This is a genomic window from Mesorhizobium sp. WSM3626, from assembly GCF_000513935.1.
GTDB classification, from domain to species: domain Bacteria; phylum Pseudomonadota; class Alphaproteobacteria; order Rhizobiales; family Rhizobiaceae; genus Mesorhizobium; species Mesorhizobium salmacidum.
This window is the reverse complement of the sequence record NZ_AZUY01000001.1, coordinates 40,959-60,081: the sequence shown is the minus strand read 5'-3', so window position 1 is coordinate 60,081 and position 19,123 is coordinate 40,959. Positions and strand designations below refer to the sequence as shown.

The 19,123-nt window shown below is 63.1% G+C and carries 25 protein-coding genes and 1 tRNA gene; 16 read left to right on the top strand and 10 right to left on the bottom strand.

Annotated features, from left to right (window positions below; genetic code table 11):
* Nucleotides 1-614: 614 nt before the first annotated feature.
* The 4 genes from M653_RS0100355 to M653_RS0100335 all read left to right on the top strand — a co-directional run bounded on the left by M653_RS0100355 (nucleotide 615) and on the right by M653_RS0100335 (nucleotide 2,075).
* Nucleotides 615-794 carry a DUF3606 domain-containing protein gene (locus M653_RS0100355; RefSeq protein WP_015317039.1) on the top strand — a complete coding sequence of 60 codons (180 nt, stop codon included), beginning with the start codon at nucleotides 615-617 and terminating at the stop codon, nucleotides 792-794.
* Between the two features lie 216 nt (nucleotides 795-1,010).
* Nucleotides 1,011-1,454 carry a GFA family protein gene (locus tag M653_RS0100345; protein ID WP_027141485.1) on the top strand — a complete coding sequence of 148 codons (444 nt, stop codon included), beginning with the start codon at nucleotides 1,011-1,013 and terminating at the stop codon, nucleotides 1,452-1,454.
* A 126-nt stretch (nucleotides 1,455-1,580) separates the two neighbouring features.
* Nucleotides 1,581-1,817, top strand: a complete 237-nt coding sequence (locus M653_RS0100340; RefSeq protein WP_027141484.1) for a DUF982 domain-containing protein — start codon at nucleotides 1,581-1,583, stop codon at nucleotides 1,815-1,817.
* Nucleotides 1,818-1,829: 12 nt separating this feature from the next.
* Entirely contained in the window at nucleotides 1,830-2,075 is a 246-nt protein-coding gene (locus M653_RS0100335; protein WP_027141483.1) for a DUF982 domain-containing protein, read from the top strand.
* Between the two features lie 216 nt (nucleotides 2,076-2,291).
* On the opposite strand, the gene M653_RS0100330 is transcribed toward M653_RS0100335, so the two are convergent.
* Nucleotides 2,292-2,588 carry a hypothetical protein gene (locus M653_RS0100330; protein WP_027141482.1) on the bottom strand — a complete coding sequence of 99 codons (297 nt, stop codon included), beginning with the start codon at nucleotides 2,586-2,588 and terminating at the stop codon, nucleotides 2,292-2,294.
* 336 nt (nucleotides 2,589-2,924) lie between these two features.
* Between M653_RS0100330 and M653_RS0100325 the strand changes: the two genes are divergently transcribed.
* From M653_RS0100325 to M653_RS0100285, 8 genes are all read left to right on the top strand, one after another.
* Nucleotides 2,925-3,827, top strand: a complete 903-nt coding sequence (locus M653_RS0100325) for an alpha/beta hydrolase (RefSeq protein ID WP_027141481.1) — start codon at nucleotides 2,925-2,927, stop codon at nucleotides 3,825-3,827.
* 393 nt (nucleotides 3,828-4,220) lie between these two features.
* Nucleotides 4,221-4,517, top strand: a complete 297-nt coding sequence (locus M653_RS0100320; RefSeq protein ID WP_027141480.1) for a hypothetical protein — start codon at nucleotides 4,221-4,223, stop codon at nucleotides 4,515-4,517.
* A gap of 34 nt (nucleotides 4,518-4,551) precedes the next feature.
* Nucleotides 4,552-4,625: transfer RNA gene (locus tag M653_RS0100315), tRNA-Gln, on the top strand.
* A gap of 147 nt (nucleotides 4,626-4,772) precedes the next feature.
* The gene (locus M653_RS0100310) at nucleotides 4,773-5,129 is read left to right on the top strand and encodes a GNAT family N-acetyltransferase (protein ID WP_245262028.1); all 357 of its coding nucleotides are present in this window, start codon (nucleotides 4,773-4,775) and stop codon (nucleotides 5,127-5,129) included.
* 1,106 nt (nucleotides 5,130-6,235) lie between these two features.
* On the top strand, nucleotides 6,236-6,481 hold the full coding sequence (locus M653_RS01000000131875; RefSeq protein ID WP_032934882.1) for a hypothetical protein: 246 nt from the start codon (nucleotides 6,236-6,238) through the stop codon (nucleotides 6,479-6,481).
* A 171-nt stretch (nucleotides 6,482-6,652) separates the two neighbouring features.
* On the top strand, nucleotides 6,653-6,943 hold the full coding sequence (locus tag M653_RS0100300) for a hypothetical protein (RefSeq protein ID WP_027141477.1): 291 nt from the start codon (nucleotides 6,653-6,655) through the stop codon (nucleotides 6,941-6,943).
* Nucleotides 6,944-7,214: 271 nt separating this feature from the next.
* The gene (locus tag M653_RS0100290; RefSeq protein ID WP_027141476.1) at nucleotides 7,215-7,421 is read left to right on the top strand and encodes a hypothetical protein; all 207 of its coding nucleotides are present in this window, start codon (nucleotides 7,215-7,217) and stop codon (nucleotides 7,419-7,421) included.
* A gap of 108 nt (nucleotides 7,422-7,529) precedes the next feature.
* Complete coding sequence (locus M653_RS0100285) at nucleotides 7,530-7,775, top strand: DUF982 domain-containing protein (RefSeq protein ID WP_027141475.1); 246 nt, start codon at nucleotides 7,530-7,532, stop codon at nucleotides 7,773-7,775.
* A 58-nt stretch (nucleotides 7,776-7,833) separates the two neighbouring features.
* On the opposite strand, the gene M653_RS0100280 is transcribed toward M653_RS0100285, so the two are convergent.
* Both M653_RS0100280 and M653_RS0100275 read right to left on the bottom strand, forming a co-directional pair.
* A complete protein-coding gene (locus M653_RS0100280; RefSeq protein WP_084636327.1) occupies nucleotides 7,834-8,928 on the bottom strand; it encodes a PAS domain S-box protein in 1,095 nt (364 codons plus the stop codon).
* Nucleotides 8,929-9,002: 74 nt separating this feature from the next.
* Nucleotides 9,003-9,245, bottom strand: a complete 243-nt coding sequence (locus M653_RS0100275) for a hypothetical protein (protein ID WP_027141473.1) — start codon at nucleotides 9,243-9,245, stop codon at nucleotides 9,003-9,005.
* A gap of 267 nt (nucleotides 9,246-9,512) precedes the next feature.
* On the opposite strand from M653_RS0100275, the gene M653_RS0100270 reads away from it, so the two are divergent.
* Together M653_RS0100270 and M653_RS0100260 are read left to right on the top strand one after the other, a co-directional pair.
* Nucleotides 9,513-9,821, top strand: coding sequence for a hypothetical protein (locus M653_RS0100270; RefSeq protein WP_027141472.1), 309 nt, complete (start codon nucleotides 9,513-9,515; stop codon nucleotides 9,819-9,821).
* Nucleotides 9,822-10,377: 556 nt separating this feature from the next.
* Nucleotides 10,378-11,379 (top strand): aldo/keto reductase, encoded by a 1,002-nt coding sequence (locus tag M653_RS0100260; RefSeq protein WP_027141471.1) that lies wholly within the window; start codon nucleotides 10,378-10,380, stop codon nucleotides 11,377-11,379.
* Between the two features lie 54 nt (nucleotides 11,380-11,433).
* Here M653_RS0100260 and M653_RS0100255 read toward each other — a convergent pair whose 3' ends face one another.
* From M653_RS0100255 to M653_RS0100235, 5 genes are all read right to left on the bottom strand, one after another.
* On the bottom strand, nucleotides 11,434-12,513 hold the full coding sequence (locus M653_RS0100255; protein WP_027141470.1) for a D-alanine--D-alanine ligase family protein: 1,080 nt from the start codon (nucleotides 12,511-12,513) through the stop codon (nucleotides 11,434-11,436).
* 23 nt (nucleotides 12,514-12,536) lie between these two features.
* The gene (locus tag M653_RS0100250) at nucleotides 12,537-13,154 is read right to left on the bottom strand and encodes a C39 family peptidase (RefSeq protein ID WP_027141469.1); all 618 of its coding nucleotides are present in this window, start codon (nucleotides 13,152-13,154) and stop codon (nucleotides 12,537-12,539) included.
* Nucleotides 13,155-13,234: 80 nt separating this feature from the next.
* Nucleotides 13,235-13,750 carry a hypothetical protein gene (locus M653_RS0100245; RefSeq protein WP_027141468.1) on the bottom strand — a complete coding sequence of 172 codons (516 nt, stop codon included), beginning with the start codon at nucleotides 13,748-13,750 and terminating at the stop codon, nucleotides 13,235-13,237.
* Nucleotides 13,751-13,994: 244 nt separating this feature from the next.
* On the bottom strand, nucleotides 13,995-14,954 hold the full coding sequence (locus M653_RS0100240; RefSeq protein WP_027141467.1) for an AraC family transcriptional regulator: 960 nt from the start codon (nucleotides 14,952-14,954) through the stop codon (nucleotides 13,995-13,997).
* Between the two features lie 362 nt (nucleotides 14,955-15,316).
* The gene (locus M653_RS0100235; protein ID WP_027141466.1) at nucleotides 15,317-15,736 is read right to left on the bottom strand and encodes a VOC family protein; all 420 of its coding nucleotides are present in this window, start codon (nucleotides 15,734-15,736) and stop codon (nucleotides 15,317-15,319) included.
* A 154-nt stretch (nucleotides 15,737-15,890) separates the two neighbouring features.
* Here M653_RS0100235 and M653_RS01000000131870 point away from each other — a divergent pair, with 154 nt between their 5' ends.
* The gene (locus M653_RS01000000131870; protein ID WP_032934881.1) at nucleotides 15,891-16,145 is read left to right on the top strand and encodes a hypothetical protein; all 255 of its coding nucleotides are present in this window, start codon (nucleotides 15,891-15,893) and stop codon (nucleotides 16,143-16,145) included.
* A 6-nt stretch (nucleotides 16,146-16,151) separates the two neighbouring features.
* Here the strand turns inward: M653_RS01000000131870 and M653_RS0100225 are convergent, their stop codons facing one another.
* Complete coding sequence (locus M653_RS0100225; protein WP_198028673.1) at nucleotides 16,152-17,321, bottom strand: PLP-dependent aminotransferase family protein; 1,170 nt, start codon at nucleotides 17,319-17,321, stop codon at nucleotides 16,152-16,154.
* Between the two features lie 602 nt (nucleotides 17,322-17,923).
* Nucleotides 17,924-18,415, bottom strand: coding sequence for a hypothetical protein (locus M653_RS0100220; RefSeq protein ID WP_027141464.1), 492 nt, complete (start codon nucleotides 18,413-18,415; stop codon nucleotides 17,924-17,926).
* 58 nt (nucleotides 18,416-18,473) lie between these two features.
* On the opposite strand from M653_RS0100220, the gene M653_RS0100215 reads away from it, so the two are divergent.
* Entirely contained in the window at nucleotides 18,474-19,100 is a 627-nt protein-coding gene (locus tag M653_RS0100215) for a DUF922 domain-containing Zn-dependent protease (RefSeq protein ID WP_084636323.1), read from the top strand.
* Nucleotides 19,101-19,123 lie beyond the last annotated feature (23 nt).

Here is a 19,123-nt window from a genome sequence, read left to right as displayed (position 1 = left end):
CGGTTCCGACATCGGCCAGCGATTTTTCTCTCCGACTTCGGTTTGACGGCTGATGGTGTGTACGGCACCCCTCGAAGGGGAAGCAAGCAGGCCCAAGGCGCCGATTGCCGGTCGCCGTAACACGCGCCAGGCGTTCACGAACGATTAACGATCCTGGAACTTGTCCGTAACCAGCAACATGATATTATTAGCTGAGGCTAATGCGCGGCGTGTTCCGTGCAGTAATTTTGGGTGGGTCGAGTTTTGGGCGCAAACCTCAGGTTGGGGACGAAGTCCTATCTGGTCCGGTCGCCGGTCCTGGAGTGCGATGGCTGCGCCGGCACCGGACAGGTTTTCCAGTGCCCGCGTTGGGCGAGTTCAAACGGTCTTTGCTGTCCCGCCGGCACGCATTCCCGCGGCTGCCCCGGCGCCAGCGCGCCCTGCGCCGAATGCGGGGCGCCCGACAGCCGTGGCGCCGGCCCCGGCCTTCCATCGGCCTGAAGCGGGGCCGGCGGTAAGTGCCCGGCGGTCATCCGCCATCCGCCATGGAACCAGCATGGCCGATCCGTGTTATGTCTGACCGCGACATCCAGGCGTCCGCGCGACCATGCGGCTTACAGAAAGTGAGGCCCGCCATGCCCGACGACAAATCGAAGACCAAACAGGACCGCAAGCTGGTCTCGAGCGAAGAGACTTACGAGGTCGCCGCCTTCGCGCGCAAATATGGCATTCCGCAGAGCGAGGCGCAGACCATCATCAAGCGCTACGGCCCCTCGCGCAAGAAGCTCGACAACCACATGGCCGCGCGCGGATAGAAGAAGGCGGCCGCGAGGCGGCAACCATTTCGCCGGCGTCGCGTTGGAGGATGCTGCGGGCCGCGTCAACCGGGCCCGGCGGTATGGTGAACAGGATGTCTTTTTCCCGGTTTCTCATCCTGGCCAACGAAATGGCAGACGAGCATCTGTCCCGCCCGGCCCGCGGTATGCCAAACTGACGAAGCCAGACTGGCGAAAAAGGGAGGGGCCGCGACCATGTCCGAGATATCAAGCAGGACCGGCAGCTGCCTGTGCGGCGGCGTTCAGTTCGTCGTCACCGGCCAGCCCTCGCGGGTCGGCCTTTGCCACTGCAAGGACTGCCGCAAGGCGGGCGGTTCGGTCTATTCGGCCTTTGCCATCTGGCCGCGCGATGCTTTCGAGACATCGGGCCAAGTGGCCAGCTACGGCACGCGCAGCTTTTGCCCGACCTGCGGCAGCCGCGTCGCCTGGGTCGACGACAACGAGGCCGAGGTGATGCTCGGCAGCCTCGACGTCGTGCCGACGGACCTGGCACCGCAATATGAATTGTGGACCGGCCGGCGCGAAACCTGGCTGCATGCCTTGCCTGGCGCCGAGCAGTTCGAGCATGACCGGCCGCGGGCGCAGGGCGCGGATCTGCCCGCGCCGAGACCCTTGTCGGATGCCGTTGCGCGCGACTGAAAGCAAGATTGAAAATTGATCGTCGGGGCCCGGAACCCTCCTTTGTCGGCCACGTTATCCGCCGCTTCCTCGGTGCATGTCGGCTTCAGCCGGTTTGCCGATTTGCACCATTCATGGAGACGGCCGTTGAACGACAAGATGTTTCCCCGACCGATCCGCCTCAAATTGGCCCCTGAGCAGGAGCGCGTGGTGCGCAGCGCCTGGGAGGGGCTGGAGTGCCTTGGTGACTGGCCGGCCGGCCAAGGCCGGCGCTACCGGGCGGCAATGCGCAGCTGCCGCGATGCCCTGGATGGCTGGGCGGCGCCGGAAAAGGCGATGCGGGCGATGATCGACGCCGCGCGCGAAGCGCGCATCCTCCAATAGCGGGAAATAAAAATGCCGGATTTGATGCTGTCGACACCGCTGCGGGTCAAGCCGCATGGGGCGGACACGATCCGTGAGGTGGCCACGCTCCAGGACGCCAGTGAGATCCTGATCGACTGGCCACAAGCGAAGCGCGGCCCTTTCTATCAAGCCGCGCGCGAAAAGATCGAGTCGGCGCTGCAGAACAATGAAGGCGTGGGACAGGCGCAGGAGGCCTTCACCGCGCTGTGCGATCACGCCGGCCTTCTGGTCAGGTAAGTCAAGCAAATCCAAAAAGCAGGCGAACTCGCCTGCTTCTTGTGGAACCAGGTTCGATCATTGTTCCTGATCCGCGAGGTTCCGCTGCCTCGCTGACGATGTCGTCTGACCAGAGCGGTTCACCGTTTCACGGAGACGGCGAACCGCTCTATCTCTTTGTTTTGACGCAATTCCGGACGGAAAACCGCTCACACTTTTCCTGGAATTGCTCTAGCTCTACTGCTTCGGCGGCTGGGGCGGCACTTCGCCCGGCTTGATTATCGGGGTATTGCCTTCGTCGGGCGCCGGCGCGGCCATGCCCTGGTCGCCGGTGGGCGGCGGCTTCAGCACGCCGCCGCAATCGTTGAGCTTTTCGCTGAGGTCGCCGCCGCCGGGCTGCTGCTTGCCGCCCTGATCCATTTGTGCCCGGCATTTGTCGGTCTGCTGGTTCGGTATCTGTTGCGCCGCCTGTGCCGTTGCCGGCACCGCCAGGGCCAGCATCGCGGCGCATGACGCAATGGCGAGAGGTTTCATCTCGGCCTCCTTCGTTGAATGGCCGCCCGCGGCGGCCTTCCCTTCATGGAGACAACGCCCGTCGGCCCAAAAGGTTGGCCCCAAGGGTTGGCCCCCAAGGTTGGCCCCCAGGGTTGGCCCCAAGGGTTGGAAAGGACGCTTATTCGCGGAACCGGCCCGTTGGAGCCGGAGCGGCGTTCTTGTCGCCCTCTTCCCAAGGCCGGCCTTGGGTTCGAGCTGGTGCGGAAGCACCAGCATGATCAGCGTGGCGCCCGGCTTTACCCGGGGCCACTTGTCGCGCGAAAGGCGCTGCAACCAACCCCGTTCTCCAGTCGTTGCCTGTGCCGGAGGCCAGCTATGTTCGAGCAGTTCCAAGCCATGGACGTCGACACCGGGGACGCCGGCATTTTCGTGCGCCGCGCCGGCGCCGGACCGGCGGTGCTTTTGCTGCACGGCTTTCCGCAAACCCATCAGATGTGGCGCGATATTGCGCCGGTGCTTGCCGAGCGTTTCACCGTCATATGCGCCGACCTGCGCGGCTATGGCCGCAGCGCCTGCCCGCCGTCGGCCGCCGATCATGCGCCCTATGCCAAGCGGGCCATGGCATCGGACATGGTGGCGATGATGGCCAAACTCGGTTTTACCTCCTTCATGGTCGCGGGCCATGACCGCGGCGGGCGTGTCGCCTACCGTCTGGCGCTCGACCATCCCGACCGCATCGAAAAACTCGCCGTGCTCGACATCGTGCCCACGGCCGACGCCTGGGACAGGGCCGATGCCCGGCTGGCCCTCGGCTACTGGCCGTGGTCCTTGCTGGCGCAGCCCGAGCCCTTGCCGGAAAAGATCCTGGCGGGCGCCGCCGACGCCATCGTCGACAATGCGCTGGGCGGCTGGGGTTCGCCGCCCGATGTCTTTCCCGCCGGCATCCGCCAGGCCTATGTCGATGCCTTGCGCGACCCCGCCCACATCCACGCGATCTGCGAGGAATACCGGGCGGCGGCAACGCTCGACCGCGACCACGACCGGGCGGACAAAGCCGCCGGCCGGCGCATCGCCTGTCCGGTGCTGGCCTTGTGGAGCGGGCAAGGCGCGCTCGCCGAATGGTATGCCGGCGAAGGCGGACCGCTGGCGCTATGGCGGAACTGGGCCGATGACGTGCGGGGCCGCGCGGTGTCAGGCGGACATTTCTTCCCCGAGGAAGCGCCCGGGCAAACGGCTGGCGCGCTGATCGATTTCTTCGGCGCGGCTGGCGCCGGTTAGCCACCCGCCAAGGGCGCCTCGGATCGGCCGGCTGATTCTTCCGATGTAGACTCGCCTTCGGGCTCATCGGGCCGGAGAGGATCGGGCATGCGCGGACACTCCTCGAAACCATGGTCGCGGCCGCCGCAGAAGGAACAGCACATCGCCGGAGGGCCCTCGTTTCCGGGCCGCCATTGCGGTGTTTCGTAGGGCTTCCTGCCGTCCATGCCCAGCAATGCGCAACGCCTGATTTGGTTGCGCACCCGCCGGCGCCGCGCCCTAATGCGCGCGCCGTACGACCGGTCGCGGAACCAACGGACACGAAAGGGGTTGTGTGCGACAATGCAAGCGGCCGTTCCAGTGCGAATCCGGACCGGCCGCCTGTGCAATTTTGTCAAACCAAAGAGAACCGTCATGTCCGCTCGTGCTCTGACCCTGTTGACGGCCATCGGCGCCGTGCTCGCGACGACCGGTCTGGCCGATGCCCGCCCCGACAGCCGCTCCATGGGCTGCGGCGAGATCCGGGCCATGATCCAGAGCCATCGCGCCGTGGTGCTGACCACCGGCCGCAACACCTATGACCGCTATGTCAGGCAGTTCGGCAATGAGTGCGACTGGCCTGAAGTGCCGATGTCGGCCTATGTCCCGTCCCGCGATGGCGACTGCCCGGTCTATCGCTGCGAAGAGCCGGTCAACAATTTCCCGAATTGACCGCAAGCTGCCTGGGCGCCATAAGGTCCAGCTTTCCCGCTTCGTCTAATGGTAGGACAGCGCCCTTTGAAGGCGTGAATCGTGGTTCGAGCCCATGAGCGGGAACCAGCAATTTCAACAGTCTAGGCGCTACAAAGCCGATTTCATCGAATATTCATCAACTAAACATCTGCGAACGTTATGGCCAATCTAACAATTCTACCCGTTTCCATTGCCTCTGACCTAGGGGCCCTCGCGCTGGAGGTCCGGCGCAAAGTGTTCATTGTCGAGCAGAACGTGCCCGAGACGGTGGAACGGGACGCCTATGACGCGGGGGCCACTCACGTCGTCGCCATCGACGGAGGCGATGTCGTCGGCACGCTGCGGATTGTCTTTCTGACCGAACATGCCAAGTTCGGCCGCGTCGCCGTGCTACGCCATGCAAGGGGCAATGGCATCGCCTTGCGGATGATGCAGGCGGGGATGCGGATAGCGCGGTCACGTGGCGAGAACCGCTTCTACCTCACGTCCCAGGCCGACAAGACCGCGCTTTACGAAAAGCTGGGCTTCGTCGCATGTGGCGACGAGTTTGAGGAAGCCGCCATGCCGCACCGAGCGATGAAGAACTATTAACAGGGGCTGGCAGACCCCCGCCGGAGAGCGGTTCCCCCCGCCCGGCGGTCCTACGCCTTGCGAAGCGCAAGGACGTCTCGTTCATTCGGATGCTTCGCATCTATTACAGGAAGCACCCTCTAAGGAACCAGCAGCGCCAGAACAGCGGTCAGTGATGCACCACCGATCGGCTGACCCCTTAGTTCGTTCGGATGCTTTGTGCGAGTTGCCTTAAAGAGCGCATAAACCCTTAGCCGGCGAGACGACGCGGCCCCCCGCTAATCTCGTCGGTTAGGCTCGGCGTCCTCCCAGGCAACTCTCCTTCTTGGATGCCGAGCCGGCATGCGCTTTGCCACGCCGGCGTGCGAGCATTCAAGATTGAGATCGAGGGCTAAAGCTTCTGCAAGCTATGCGCTGCTCGCCGGATACCGTACGCAACAATGTTCCACGCGGCTCCCGAGTTTAGCACGCTGTGCTCAAGCTCTACCGGAGCCCGCCCGAGCTATCCACGGCCAAAGGCCGATCCAAGGGCGGGGCGATCATCACCATGGGTGGGAAAGCTGACAAGTGGCGGTTGACGCCCGATTAACGGATCGTTGACCGCGCTGTCCTATTCTGAGACAGCGCGGTCAGATCCCACCGGACTGCGCAGGCGGCTTCGGCAACTAGCCCCGCCCGCTTTTGTCGGAGCCGCCACCACACTCTGGAATAAATACCAGTAATGGTTGAATCAACCGTTACTGAAGTTGTTAAAAAGCTCATGGCCAAATCATAATTCAGCCAAGGCACGTCTTCCAGGAGCTCTTTAGCACTTACTAATGCTTGTCTGGACTCTCTCCCGCAACGGAAGCATCCTCTGCTTCGGGGAGTGAAGGGCTTGGGAAAAAGCCATCGTTATAGAGGTGCTGATCACCGCGTGCCGGAGCGCGCGAGCGTGCGGCGCCGAAGGTCATGCCGCTCCCGATCCTCTCCCATCGATTCGGACTCAATCCGGGACAGGTAAAGAACCGGCCATGATCCTTCCGGCAGGAGGAAGGTGGCTTCAGCCCCAGGACCTCGCTCGCGATTGACGGCCAGTTAACGTTACGTTAACTTTAAATTAGCCAACACTAAAATAGGAGATCCTCATGAAGATCGCCTTCATTTGCCTGGCGCTTGTCCTCGCCGGGTCGAGTGTCGCTGCGGCGCATGGAAAAAAGGCGACAGTCACTGCTGCCAAGGCATGTGCTTGTCTGTCGATCAAGGCGCCAGTGGCGGCAAAATTGGACTGCATTGCAACGGGAACCGCCACAGCAACCCAGACTGACGCAACGAATGCCAAGCCGCACCTTGGGTACGAAAACGCTTGGGCGTTACCCTCGTTCGGCCTTTAACGTGCCCAACATTTCCCCTATCCAAAGGCCCGGAGACCGAGGCGCTGGGCCTTTGTAAAACGTGAGGGCGCTATCAGACCTCGTGCTTGACTCCAGCCGTCGCGGCGCGCTGGGCCCGCATGAAACCTCGCGGCCTGTTGCGCGTTCATTGTCGGCCAACAGGAGAATTCCATGGATCCGGGAACCGTGGCGGTGATGGTGATGCTTTCATGCAGCGCATCGCTCTGTCGGCCCACGGAGACGCGCCCGGTCGTCTATTCATCGATGGAGGAATGCGAAGCGGCACTTGAAGCCAGACTGGCACCGTGGCCGAACGGCGAAATGGTCGGCCGATGCAAGCAGGTCGACCAGACGGCGACTGGCTCGATTCCTCCGGAAGGCTATGCCGCGGTTCAAGTCACGCGGGGAACCGGCAGCGATGCGGTCACCACCAACTATTTCGTTCCGAGAGCCAGCAACTAATGCATGTCGCCCAAAAGTGACCTCGGTTTGGGGGAACGACATGCATCAAAATAAGGACCTAAAGCGCGTCGCATGAATCCGTTTCGACGCGACGCGCTTTAGAAGCCCGCCAGCAACGACAAGTCCGGATGCCGAAGCCGCCGGGCCGCGACCAACGTCGCCAGTTGGCCGGCAGGCATCGGCGGGCTCTCGGGTTTGTTCCGGCCCTCCTGAAACCATTTGAGGGACCCGGCGTTAACGACCGGCATGGCCAGACACAGGAGACATTCCCATGACCGTCAACTGCCGCATATCCATCGACAACCGGCCTGACGCCACCAACGTCACTTTCCAGGCCGTGCCGCGCATCGGCGAGAGCGTTTCCCTGTCGGTCGACGGCAGCCCACAGGACCTCAGGGTCTCGCGCGTCGTGCATGTTCCCAACGGCGGACTGGAAGGCGCCGCGATTGTCGTCGAGGTGACGACCAACATCCTCTAGGCATTGTTTCGCCGGGAGATGCCGGAGAGTTCACGCTACAGTGATCGGCGGCAACGAAACCTCGCGCGGCCAAACACGTTCCATGCCTGCAACAGGGTCAAGGTTCCAATGCAAACCGCGTGGTTCTCCAAGCCCGTCGTGGTTTCGGTCGGCGTTGCCGGAGCCACCCGAAACCTGTCCAACACACAACAGGCCATCGAGTTGCTGACGACACATTGGCGCGATGCCGGCAGTCTGAAACATCAGTCCGCGCTGCGCGCCTGCCGCCGCGCAACGAGCGGCGACGTGCCGCCCGATGTCGCCAGGGAGGCTTTTGTCGAAGCCGCGCGCGAGGCCCATATCCTGGTCGAGTAGGTCGAGCACGGATTTTGGGCCACGGATTTTGGGCGGCGTTCCAGACCGGCGGATCGCCCTAGATGCCGGAACCCGGCGAATCGCCGTCAGCCTCGCTACCGATCGGCGCCACGACGATGGATGCCAAGGGCGCGCTCAGCCGCCATTTGAAATAGCCGGGCGACCGCTCCAGAATGGCGGAACCGCCCAGCGATTGCGGCGCCACCCGCTGCAGCACGACGGTGCCGAACCCCTTGCGCGCGGTCTGGTCCCGCCGGTCGCCGGGATGCGGCGTCGACGTCTCCTCCCAGGTCAACTGGAATTCACGCTCGCCCATGGAGCCAGGGTTTTGCGCGCCGGAGTCGATTGTCCAGGTGATCTCCACCCGGCCGCCTTCGCTGCCCAGCGCGCCATATTTGGACGAGTTCGTACCCAGTTCGTGGAAGGCCATGCCGAGGTTCTGTACCGCGTTCGACTGCAGCGTCAGGACCGGGCCGGAGAGCAATATCTGCTCCTCGAGGCCGAAGGGCTTGAGATGTTCCTGGATCAGGTCGAACAGGCTCGCCCCCGCCCATTCCGAGGTGACGAGCAGATCGTGCGACCGCGACAGCGCCATGATGCGGGCGCGGATCAACTCCTCGAACTCGCCTGGATCGGTCGAGCGCTTGCTGGTCTCCCTGACCATCGACAGGATGACCGCGAACTGGTTCTTGACTCGATGGTTGACCTCCCGCATCAGCAGCCTGATGCGGCGCTCGCTCTCCTTGGCGGCGGAGATATCGCGGGCGATCTGCGAGGCGCCGATGATCTCGCCATTGCTGTTCTTGATCGGCGAGATCGTCAGCGAGACGGAAATCGGCACGCCATCCTTGCGCTTGCGCGTCGTCTCAAAGCTCGCCACCCGGTCGCCGCTGCGAATCTTGCTGATGATCTCGATCTCCTCGTTCTTGAGGTGATCGGGGATGAGCATGAGGATGGATTGGCCGATCGCCTCCTCGGCGGTATAGCCGAACATGCGTTCCGCCGCCTGGTTCCAGCTTTGGATGATGCTGTTCAGGTCCTTGCTGATGATGGCATCGAACGAGGAATCGACAATTGCCGCGAGCCGGGCATCGGCGGTCGCCCCCTGTCTGTCGCTGCCGTCGACGTCGTTCATCGCCACCCGCAATTGCATCTTCTCCCGATCAGATAAGGCGCAAACGGATCAAGGCAATCGCCGGCGCGAGGATGGATAGGCCTTAACGTATTTCACTCCGCCTGTTCCGGCGGCGTCTTGCCATCGCCATTGGGCCTGAGCACGCCAAACTCCTGCGACTTGGCCCCCATCTCGGCCGTCAGGAACCCGTCTGAGGCAAGGCCACGGCGCAGCAATTCACGCACCGCAGCCGAACGGCTGGGCATGCGCTTGTCGAAACGCCAGTTTTCCAGCGCTGCCAGCTCATCCTGGGTCAACATCACCTGCAATCGTTCCGGGCGTTCCAGTTCAACCATATCCACCTCCCCGCACAAGATTTGTCGCACAGTTAGTAACTGTCTCATTCCACTTACAATTAGGAATTCGCTCATCTTGCGTCAAGCGCCGCGAATGCGGGAATGTAGCTTTGTACCTATGATGAGCATCGAACGCAGATTGCCCGTTCGCGTAACTCTGCTAACTAGCTGATTTTATTTGCGGATTTTTCAATTTTAACTTGTCAGGCCCGGGTATCGGGCGCATCCTGCCGCCTTGAGGAAACCAACTCGCTTTGGGAGGTTTCGATGCGATACGACTATTCCACACGGCTGCGTGAAGACGTCTATTCGACTGTCCGCGCAGCGTTCAGGACCGTTGGCATCATCGAACTGACGGCAGTGGCGGAAAGGATCAGGCTCAGGAACCTGGCCGAGAATGTCGCCCTCGAGGACATTGAACATCTGGTCATGCAGGCTGCTCAACTGCTTGGCGCGGCGATCGAATTCGACACTTTTGGCGACGGATTGGCTTCGCCCCCACCCGGTCTCGTCGAGAACGGCGATGAGAGTGCGACAGTCCATCACGATCTTCATCGACCAGGCTCGATGCAATAGCCAAAGCCCGAGACGGCGACAGATCCATGGGCCATGGAACGAGTCCGGCCTTCGGAAATTACTTGATCGCCCGATACAGGAGGATGTTGTGAAGGCCCTGCGCAGTCTGCTTGCCGAACTGTCTTCCAACTGGCTTCAACGCCGCAAGACACAAAAACCAGTCGCCGGAAATCCTGTCAAACCCGTTTCCCGCGTTGCCCACCAGACCGCGAGAACGCGACCGGAACACAAGCCAAAGCCGCCCTCCTCCCGTGACGTCGCTTCAAATATGTGAGCACAGTGCGCTTACCGCCAGACTTGGGCGGAGCGGTCCGCTGGGCAACCACACCCAAGTCGGAATGAAGCCCGACTATCGTCGAAGCCCTGGGCCTAGATGTCCTTTCGCACATTCGCTTCAGCGTGACGCGCGACAGCCCGTAGTTCGATGGCGAAGCCGCCGCGTACAGCGTCATGCCCAATACTATTCGTCGAGACCGCGCCGAACACCCTGTGGGAATTGAGCGAGCGCCTTATATAATCCCGGCCACCTCCTTCCTTCCCTCCCGGAGCTCCACCCATGACCCTCGACACACGCAAGCTCGGCAGCCAGGGGCTGCAAGTCTCGGCCATTGGTCTCGGCTGTATGGGCATGAGCCAGTCCTACGGCCCGGCTGACGAGGCCGAATCCGTCGCCACGCTGCACCGCGCCATCGAACTCGGCTGCACGTTCCTCGACACCGCCGAGGTCTATGGCCCGTACACCAACGAGGCCCTGCTCGGCCGGGCGTTGAAGGGCAAGCGCGACAAGGTGACCATCGCCACCAAGTTCGGCTTCCGCATCGAAAACGGTAAACAGGTGGGAGTCGATAGCCGGCCCGGGCATATCCGCGAGGTCGTGGAAGCCTCGCTTGGCCGTCTCGCCACCAATCATATCGACCTGCTCTACCAGCACCGCGTCGACCCGGCGGTGCCGCTGGAGGATGTCGCGGGCGCTGTCGGCGAGCTGGTCGCACAAGGCAAGGTGCGGTTCTTCGGCCTGTCGGAGGCAGGTGCCGCCAACATCCGCCGGGCGCATGCCGTTCACCCGGTGTCGGCGTTGCAGAGCGAATATTCGCTCTGGGAGCGTAATCTGGAGCCGGAGATCATCCCGCTGCTCGGGCAACTCGGCATTGGCCTGGTGCCGTTCTCGCCACTCGGCCGCGGTTTTCTCACCGGCGAGGTCAAGCGCGCGGAGGACTACGCCGAGGGCGATTACCGCCGCAACGACCCGCGCTACCAGGGCGAAAACTACGACGCCAATGTCGACGCGGCGGCCAAGGTGCGCGACATCGCCACAGCCCGGGGCGTCAAGCCCGGCCAGATCGCGCTGGCCTGGCTGCTGGAGAAGGGCAACGGCTTTGGCGTCGACATCGTGCCCATCCCCGGCACCAAGCGGATCAGATATTTGGAGGAAAACGTCGCCGCCGCATCATTGAAACTCGACGCCGCCGAAATGGCCGCGCTCGACGATGCCCTGGCGCCGGGAAAAATCTCAGGCCCGCGCTACACCGAGCGCGGCATGGCGATGGTCGATCGGTAGGCGCTCGGAGCGCAAACGGGATCAGCCTGGCTTGTATCTCGATCGGCGAAGACTTCAGACTGTGCGCACTTTATGCCTTGCCAGCGCGTGCTCGATCAGCGCGTTGATGACCTCGCTGTAGCCGATGCCGATCGCCGCCAGCGCCTTGGCGTACATCGAGATGTCGGTGAAGCCGGGCAGCGTGTTGACCTCGTTGACCAGCAGGGAGCCGTCGGCGCGCAGGAAGAAGTCGACGCGCGCCATGGCCTCGCAGCCGAGCGCCTTGAAGGCTTGCGCCGCCATGTCCCGCGCTCTGTCGGCGACCGCGGCGGGAATATCGGCGGGCACTTTGACCACTGCGCCGTCGGCGTCGAGATATTTGGCCTCGTAAGTGTAGAAGCCATGCTTGCCGGCCGGGATGATCTCGCCTGGCAGCGACACCGTGAGCGAGCCGTCTGCCCGTTGCAACACCGAGCACTCGATCTCGCGGCCTTCGACGAACTCCTCGATCAACGCCTTGCCGTCATAGCGGAAACTGGTTTCGATGGCTGCTTCGAAGCCATCCCTGTCGTTTACCTTGCTCACTCCGAAGGACGAGCCCTGGCGCGCCGGCTTGGCGAAGAAAGGCAGCCCGAGCGCCCCGGCGATTTCCTGGAATGAACCGACATCGCCTCTAAGCACGGTGACCGAGCGGGCGACGGCAAGGCCGGCCTCACGCAGCAGCCGCTTGGCGACGTCCTTGTCCATGGCGGCGGCCGAAGCGAGGATGCCGCAGCCGACATAGGCGACATCGGCAACCTCGGCATAGCCCTGCACCGAGCCGTCCTCGCCGAACGGACCGTGCAGCACGGGAAAGACGACATCGACCGGCGGCAGGTCCGTTTCCTTGTGCGACGCCGAGATCAGCCGGCCCTTGCCGCCGGGCAGCAGGGCGACTTCCACGCCGTCCTCCGACACTGGAGCCCCTGCCCCTTCGCCGAAGGCCTCGGACGCCGGCTGCAGCAGCCATCTGCCGTCCCTGGAAATGCCGATCGGCACCACCTCGTAGCGCGTCCGGTCGATCGCCTTCAGCACATTGGCCGCCGACAGCCGCGACACCTCGTGCTCGGCCGAGCGACCGCCATAGAGGATGGCAACCCTGATCTTTCCGGTCATCGAAATCCCTCAACTGTCAAAAATCAAATGCTGACGGCAATGCCGCGATTGGCGAAGAAACGATCGAAATCGATGGGCGCCAACACTGCGTCCGCCTGTGTGGCGCTGGTATGGCCGGATGGGTTGTGGAAGCGAAAACCATTGTCCGATGCCGCCGTGACCAGCACCAGATGACCGCCCTTCGACGGCGGCTCGCGCTCCGGCCAGCGGATCGAACTGCTGACCGAAGCGATGAAGAAGCGCGACCGGGCGAGGATCCCCGGGACGTCCGCTGCCGCGACATCGGTCATCACCTCGGCCTCGAGGCCGAATTCCTGCTTCACGAAAGTGACGAAGGGCGCATAGATCAGGCCCTTGATCGAGCCTTCATTGACGACATAGCCGCCATATCCGGTGCACCGTCTTGCCAGCTCGATCGTCGGCACGATCTGGCCGCGCGTCGCCAGGATCATCTTGAGGCAAGCCATGCCGCAGACATTGGCTGCCCAGACCGCGTATTCGTCGAGCGTGGCGGCACCCGATCCCTGCCACAGCGGATCCCGCCGCAACGCGGCTTCGGCGCCGTCGGCGAGCACCGCCAGCGTCATGTCGGGCGTCTCCCACTGACTGAAAAACGGCACGGCTTCAGGCAATGAACTCATGTGGACTCCTCGGGCCGCCGAATACGAGATGGGTGAAAAGCCGCTCGGACCCGCGAATTTCCCGGAGCGTCGCGCGCCGTCTACTCAACCTTCGTCCAGCCGAACACCAGCCAGGCGTATTTCGATTTTTCATCGGGTTCGGCGGTGTAGGTCATCTGTATGTCGCCGCCCTTGGCGTAGATATCGAGCCTGGGCGCCGTGTCCAGCTTGAGCCACGCCGAACTCTTGCTGAAGGACCAGGTCCCGCACCAGACGCAGGAACCCGATGTCGGGTCACCGGGCTGATGGAAATTGTAACGGCCGTCCGCGGTAATCTCCAGATAATCGAACGCGCCGTAAAACGCGGTCACCGTCTGCTGGAACTCACTGGCAGCCGCTTCCTGTTCCGGCGTGGGCGCATCCTTCAAGTCGCGCGGCGGCCGGGTGGTCGCGCCGCTGAGTTGCCATTTGCCGACAAAGTCCTTCTGGGTCGGAAGATATTCCTCCTGGGCCTGCGCGGAAGATATATGAGTAATAGGTAATATGAATGGTGCGGCCATGCCCAAAATCGCAAGCAACGGCGCGGCGACACGGATCGCCCTGGTTGATTTCTGCATAAAAATCGGTTCTCCACGGTAGGCAAGAGATGTTCTGTTCGGGATGTTGTTGAGAAAGGCGGCGCGCATTGCTTCGCCGATTCCCGTCCGCCATTTTCACGGTTAGCACCGGAGCCACCGAATTGGCAACGCAAGGCAGCGATCGGCAAAGCTGATCGGAACCAGTCTTCGCCATCTCTCGCTGCTTGCAAACGTGCCGGCGCGGGAAAAGCCCGCTTGCGATTCAATGAAACGATGAATCGCCCTACCTGGCGCCACTCGGCGTCGAGCCGAAGCGGCGGCGGAAACAGCGATTGAAATAGGAGACGTCGGAAAAACCGCTCAACAGCGCGATCTCGCTGACCCGCATGCTGTCGTTGCGCCGGTCGCGCAGCATGCGATGGGCTCTCTGCAGGCGCAGTTCGAGAATATGCTCGGCGAAACTGGATCCCGTTTCCTGCAGGAGATCATGGACATAGCGCGCGGAAAGCCGCAAATGCTGGGCGATGTGCTGGGCCGAGATGGCGGGATCGGCGAAGTTGTCCCGCATCTTCTGCAGGATGGCCTGCAGCCTTGCCGCGCGCAGGCCGCGCACGCCCGCCAGCTCGGCGATCTCGCCCTTGGCGCCGGTCGCCAGCCCGATCAGGTCGACGATCGTCTCGGTGGCGTGGGCGACAAGGTCGGGCGAGAGCAATGCCGGTCCCGCTTCCAGGAAGCCGCAATAGCGCTTGAGCATATCGAGCGCTTCATTGTCGGCGCCGATGGTCAGCGCCAGGCGATCCTCGACATGAGGGAAGGCATTTTCCAGGATTTCGCGCGGCACCACGACATTGGTCCAGACATTTCGGTCGCCGCCGGTCATTTCCAGCGCTTCCGAAGCCGAGACCAGCGCGCCTTCGCCCCTGCCGATGCTGTAGTCGCGGCCGGTCTGCACGCCGCTCAGCTTGGTGTCGCCGTCGTTGACCAGCAGCAGATAGCCGTCGCGGCCGTCATCGGCGATGTTGCGCGTCTTGCGGCTGGCATGCCTGATCGTCCCTGCCATCCGCCCCAGCACCAGCGGCCCGATGGCGGTGGCTTCGATATCCGCCTGGAACGGCACGTTGCCGGAGATGGCGTATTCGACCGACCATATCTCCGCAACATGGATGTCCTGCCAGAGCGCGAAGCGCGCGCGGTCGTCGAGATGCGGCGGCAGGTCGACCGACGAGAAGACATTCTTTTTCAATGACCAACCGGCCTTTCCCGCGCACGCGTCTTCCCTGAAGCCGCACCGTATGGGACCGATTTGCCTCTTGTCCAGAGGCGACGCTATCCATGCCCTGCAGGACAATTTCAGTGCCGCCCAGATCAAGCATCCGATCCGATTCGCCGGCCCCGCGTTCGATTTCCAAAATACCAGGAATGCGGGATGGGAATCACCCGGCCTCGCCTGCGGTCACCGCCTAGGATGTGTTGAGATCCAGGTCAGGCCGAGCCGAAAATGGTGGATTCCGAGAACCGGAGCGGAGCGTACGTTTGGGTATATGAGCACCGGAAGCGCAGGAAGCCGGCATTTGCAGGCTGACCTCACCTGAATATCAATACGCCCTAGAACGTGATCTTCACGGAAGCCGCACTCCGGTTGGCCGGGCCGTGGTGGACGGCCTCGATGTTGTTGCCGTCCGGGTCGAGCAGGAAGGCGGCATAATAGCCGGGATGATAGGGCCGCTCGCCGGGCGCGCCATTGTCCGTGCCCCCGGCCTCGAGTCCGGCCTCGTAGAAGGCATCGACCATGGCGTGATCCCTGGCCTGGAAGGCCAGATGATGGCGGCCGGTCAGCTTTCCCTGTGCGGCCCGGCTGTCGACGCTGGAGATGAACAATTCGTCGGCCCAGAAGTAATCCTCGCCGGTGCCGCCGATCGGGATACCGAGCACCTGGAAGAGCGCCTCGTAGAAACGCCGGCTGGCGGGGAGATCCCGGACCACGAGCTGCAGGTGGTCGATGAGCCGGCCGCGATGCAGTTCCATGAAAGCTCCTCCTCGCAAGGCCTCGAATTTAGGCGCCGGCGGCAAGGCGTCAACGCGGGGCGCCTGCATCTGCTGACAACCAGCGACAATTTTTTGGACCCGACGGAACTTTTCGGCTGACCGGAAGTTTGGTGGCGCGGCGGGAGGATGGCGATTGGATTGTTTTCAGAGATTTGAAGCGCTGGTCGACAGCGCCGGCGCCGACGACATCGAGGAAGCGAACGCATTGCTGCGCCGGTTCAAGGACAGGTCCGAAAAGACGGCGCGGGCCATCGACGAGTTCATGCTGGACTTCAAGACCTTGGTCTTCGTCGTCGAAACCGGCGAAGAGGGTTTCCAAAAGCCGATCCGCAAGCTCGCCCGCGCCAGGCTCGCGAAGCTCAAGCAGTTGGTGAACGTGCCGGCGTAAGCTTGGCTAACCCTTGAACAGCGCCGCCAGCCGTGGAATGCCCTCGCTCACCGCGCGGCGGTCGGCCAGCGTGAACGACAGCCGCAGCGTGTTGCGGCCGGTGCCGTCGGCGTAGAAGGCATTGCCGGGCACGAAAGCGACGCGCGCCTCCTTCACCGACCGCGCCAGGAGTTCCGTGGCATCGGTGCCTTCCGGCAGCGTCACCCAGACGAACATGCCGCCTTCCGGGCGGCTCCAGCTCACGCCCTCCGGCATGTTGACTTCCAGCGCATCGAGCAGGCCGTCGCGGCGCTCGCGATAGGCGCCGATGAGTTTTTCCACCTGGCCGTCGAACACGGATTCGGCGACGCGGTGCATCACCATCTGGTTGACCGACGGGCTGTGCAGGTCCGAAGCCTGCTTCATCAGCACCAGTTTTTCGACCACGTGGCGCGGCGCGCAGACCCAGCCGACGCGCATGCCCGGCGACAGGATTTTCGAAAACGAGCCGCAATAGAGCGTGCGCGCCTTGTCGATGCCGCCGGACCGCGCGCAGTCGAGCGCCAGGATCGGCGGCACACCCTCGCCATCATAGCGCAGCGCCCGATAGGCGGCGTCCTCGATGACGGCGATGTCGAGCTCGCCGGCAAGGTCGAGCACCGCCTCGCGCTGCTTTCGATCCAGCGTGGCGCCGGTCGGGTTGGCGAAGTCGGGCACCAGATAGGCGAATTTCACCCGCCCGCCATTGGCGGCGCCAGCGGTGTGGTAGGTCGCCGGCGTCATGTTGCCGCCCTCGGGCCGCAACCGGTCGTAGCGCGGCTCGTAGGCGTTGAAGGCCTGCAGCGCGCCGAGATAGGTCGGCCATGTCACCAGCGCGGTATCGCCCGGCGACAGGAACAGCTTGCCGAGATAATCCAGCGCCTGCTGCGAGCCGGAGGTGATGAAGATGTTGGCCTCGTCGCAGGCAATGCCGAGCTTGCCCATCTGCCCGGCAAGCCAGCGCCGCAGCGGCAGATAGCCTTCCGAAACCTGGTACTGCAGGGCCGCCCCGGCTTCCGCCCCGCCCAGCACATCGCCATAGGCATCGCGGATGGCGTCGGCCGGAAACAGCGACGGATCGGGAATGCCGCCGGCGAACGAGATGATGTCAGGCTGATCGAGCAGCTTCAGCAGCTCGCGGATTTCCGACGCTTTCATACGCGACGAGCGCGAAGCCAACAGGTTCAAAAGGGTCAAGACATGCCTCCCCGACGTTTTTCTTATATAGGTCAACCTAACTGACCTATATCCGCTTTGCCGGGCGATTTGAATAGTGCCTGAAAGGCTTCCGCTATACGCCAGTCGCCGCCAAGCCGGAACCGGCGACAGCGTGCTGGCGTCCGCTAAAGGCTCTTCTTGTAGCCAATATGGCTGGCGGTGAAGCCCAAGCTTTCATAATTGGATGTTGGCCATAGCGGATGAGATACGGCCACCCGTCCCCGGCGGCAAGGTTCAGCTCCCCCTTCCCCCCTTGTGGGGGAAGGTGGCCTCGCGAAGCGAGGTCGGATGAGGGGTGTTCCAGCTTGGCAACATGCTTCTCGCGACACCACATTACGCTGAATTATCAACGGATTATTTCTTTCGGCACCCCTCATCCGTCTCGGCGCTACGCGCCGATCCACCTTCTCCCACAAGGGGAGAAGGAAGAGGCGTCACCGCTCGCGAAGTTGGATGTGACAATGGGCTAGTGGCGGGCTGATGTTCAGATGTCAGGATGACGACAATATGGATAGCCGCCACAGCTGCCGCACAGCACCCGATCAATCCCCATCCCCCGCGGGCTTGGCCTTGCCGCACTGCGCCAGCACCTTGCCGATGGCCGCGCTCGATCCCTTCAGCGGAAAGCTGATAGCGCCATATTGGGCCGCGCTGACCGACACATCCCCCTTCGAACGCAGCAGGTCGAGCAACGGATCGGCCTTGGCGAGATCGACCACGAAATCATTGTACATGGCCTCCAGTCGCAGCGTCTTGGTCACCGTCTTGCCATCCGCCTTGAAGTCGAACGAACCGCTGATGCCCGGTTCCAGTTGCTGGCCGCTGGCACCCAGGTCGTAGCTCAGAACCGGATTGTCGAAACAGGTCAACATCAGATGCGCGTCGCCTTTCGGCCCGCCGCAGACGGAAGCCGTCAGCACGCTGCCACCCTCGTCTTCTTCCATCTTCGCGCTCCAGCCGCAGGACGCGGCAAAGGCCGGCTCCGCGCCAAGCAATGCCGCCAAGGCTCCGGCGGCAACGACATATCTTTTCATGACTTCCCCCTTCGGGCATTTGCAGCACCCGCCGGCAGCATATAGGAAAAGGCGTTGAATGGCATTGCATGTGCGGGGCGCCTTGGTGTTGAGAGCTTGTTTTCGCCTGTGTCTTGTGACAGCCGCCCTGGTGGCCTCGCCGCTCGCCGCGCAGGCCGAATGGAAGCCGGTCGAGAAGGTCGAGACCTACGCCATTTCAGGCCAGTCCGGGCTGGAGCTCTACCGGTCGATCGGCCAGAACGGGCCGAATGCCGGCGTTGCCCGCGCCATCGCCCACACCAATTTCAAGCTGACCTGGACCAGGGATTATCAGGCGCGTGCCGGAGCCTGCGTGCTGGTTTCGGCGAAGCCCAAGCTCATCATCACCTACACCTTGCCCAGCCCCTCATCGCCGCTGCCCTCCGCCATCCAGAAGAACTGGGAGGTTTTCCTCGCCGGCGTCAGCGCCCACGAAAAGGTGCACGGCGCGACCATTGTCGACATGGCGCGCAAGATCGAGGCGGCGACAGTCGGCCTGACCGTTCCCGACGACCCAAAATGCAGCAAGATCCGGGTCGAGATGACCAAACGCCTGTCCGCGCTCTCGCAGGCGCAGCGCCAGGCAAGCCGCGATTTCGACCGCGTCGAACTCGGCCAGGGCGGCAATCTGCAGAAGCTCATTCTTGCGCTTGTGAACGGCGGCTGAAAGGCCACCGCGCCCTGCGGCGC

Coding starts and splice junctions, on each gene's coding strand:
- M653_RS0100355 (WP_015317039.1), top strand. CDS start 615: ATGCCCGACGACAAATCGAAGACCAAACAGGACCGCAAGCTGGTCTCG.
- M653_RS0100330 (WP_027141482.1), bottom strand. CDS start 2,588: ATGAAACCTCTCGCCATTGCGTCATGCGCCGCGATGCTGGCCCTGGCG.
- M653_RS0100275 (WP_027141473.1), bottom strand. CDS start 9,245: ATGGTTGAACTGGAACGCCCGGAACGATTGCAGGTGATGTTGACCCAG.
- M653_RS0100285 (WP_027141475.1), top strand. CDS start 7,530: ATGCAAACCGCGTGGTTCTCCAAGCCCGTCGTGGTTTCGGTCGGCGTT.
- M653_RS0100245 (WP_027141468.1), bottom strand. CDS start 13,750: ATGCAGAAATCAACCAGGGCGATCCGTGTCGCCGCGCCGTTGCTTGCG.
- M653_RS0100250 (WP_027141469.1), bottom strand. CDS start 13,154: ATGAGTTCATTGCCTGAAGCCGTGCCGTTTTTCAGTCAGTGGGAGACG.
- M653_RS01000000131875 (WP_032934882.1), top strand. CDS start 6,236: ATGAAGATCGCCTTCATTTGCCTGGCGCTTGTCCTCGCCGGGTCGAGT.
- M653_RS0100290 (WP_027141476.1), top strand. CDS start 7,215: ATGACCGTCAACTGCCGCATATCCATCGACAACCGGCCTGACGCCACC.
- M653_RS0100260 (WP_027141471.1), top strand. CDS start 10,378: ATGACCCTCGACACACGCAAGCTCGGCAGCCAGGGGCTGCAAGTCTCG.
- M653_RS0100270 (WP_027141472.1), top strand. CDS start 9,513: ATGCGATACGACTATTCCACACGGCTGCGTGAAGACGTCTATTCGACT.
- M653_RS0100280 (WP_084636327.1), bottom strand. CDS start 8,928: ATGCAATTGCGGGTGGCGATGAACGACGTCGACGGCAGCGACAGACAG.
- M653_RS0100215 (WP_084636323.1), top strand. CDS start 18,474: ATGGCATTGCATGTGCGGGGCGCCTTGGTGTTGAGAGCTTGTTTTCGC.
- M653_RS0100325 (WP_027141481.1), top strand. CDS start 2,925: ATGTTCGAGCAGTTCCAAGCCATGGACGTCGACACCGGGGACGCCGGC.
- M653_RS0100320 (WP_027141480.1), top strand. CDS start 4,221: ATGTCCGCTCGTGCTCTGACCCTGTTGACGGCCATCGGCGCCGTGCTC.
- M653_RS0100300 (WP_027141477.1), top strand. CDS start 6,653: ATGGATCCGGGAACCGTGGCGGTGATGGTGATGCTTTCATGCAGCGCA.
- M653_RS0100220 (WP_027141464.1), bottom strand. CDS start 18,415: ATGAAAAGATATGTCGTTGCCGCCGGAGCCTTGGCGGCATTGCTTGGC.
- M653_RS0100345 (WP_027141485.1), top strand. CDS start 1,011: ATGTCCGAGATATCAAGCAGGACCGGCAGCTGCCTGTGCGGCGGCGTT.
- M653_RS0100225 (WP_198028673.1), bottom strand. CDS start 17,321: ATGAAAGCGTCGGAAATCCGCGAGCTGCTGAAGCTGCTCGATCAGCCT.
- M653_RS0100335 (WP_027141483.1), top strand. CDS start 1,830: ATGCCGGATTTGATGCTGTCGACACCGCTGCGGGTCAAGCCGCATGGG.
- M653_RS0100235 (WP_027141466.1), bottom strand. CDS start 15,736: ATGGAACTGCATCGCGGCCGGCTCATCGACCACCTGCAGCTCGTGGTC.
- M653_RS0100255 (WP_027141470.1), bottom strand. CDS start 12,513: ATGACCGGAAAGATCAGGGTTGCCATCCTCTATGGCGGTCGCTCGGCC.